This is a genomic window from Aphanothece stagnina RSMan2012 (assembly GCF_046764815.1).
GTDB lineage: Bacteria > Cyanobacteriota > Cyanobacteriia > PCC-6307 > Cyanobiaceae > NIES-981.
Genome location: NZ_JBKOUC010000081.1, coordinates 1 through 740 on the forward strand (window position 1 = coordinate 1; position 740 = coordinate 740).

Here is a 740-nt window from a genome sequence, read left to right on the forward strand (position 1 = left end):
GCCGATGCGGGGGCGATCGTGGCCGCCGACGCCGACCTGCCCGGCGCGTCGCATGTGGTGGCCCCCTGCGCCGATGCCGCGCGTACGGTGGCGATGGCGGTGCAGGCACTGGGCGGGCTGGACATCCTGGTGCTGTCGGCCCGGCCGGTGAAGAACCGCCCCATCTTCGACACCCCCGTCGACGACATCCGCCGCGTCGCCGAGGAGGACATGATCGCCCCCGCGGCCCTGATGCTGGAGGCAGCACGCCACATGTCGGGGGCGGGCTTTGGCCGCATCGTCGTGCTGGCCACCATGTCGGCCAAGACGGGCGTGCATCACAATGTGGCGCCTTATGCGGCGGCCAAGGCGGGGCTTCTGGCCTTTGCGCGGGTGCTGGCGGCGGAAACGGCCGAACATGGCGTCACCGTGAACGGCATCGCCACGTCGCTGTTCGCGCCGCAAGTTGCCACCATGACGGCGGACAAGCGCGACCGCCTGCGCGCGGGCGTGCCCGTGGGCCGCTTTGGCGAAAGCCACGAGGCCGCGCATGCGGTGCTGTTCCTCGTGGCGCGCGAGGGCGGCTATGTCACGGGGGAATGCCTGAACCTGTCGGGCGGCAGGTTCATGGATTGAAGAGGATGCATGGCATGACGAACTCGATGGCGGCGCGGCCGGGGGCGCGGGTGCAGGGCTACCGCAATTCGCGGCCGCGGCAGGTCAAGCTGATCGCGCTGGGCGACGCCGCCCGCGCGCTGGCC

General features: G+C 71.6%; 1 protein-coding gene. It reads left to right on the forward strand.

Annotation, left to right across the window (positions count from 1 at the left end):
• On the forward strand, positions 1 to 615 hold a 615-nt coding region (locus ACLNEE_RS16800), incomplete at its 5' end, for an SDR family NAD(P)-dependent oxidoreductase (protein WP_412007440.1).
• Positions 616 to 740: the final 125 nt, after the last annotated feature.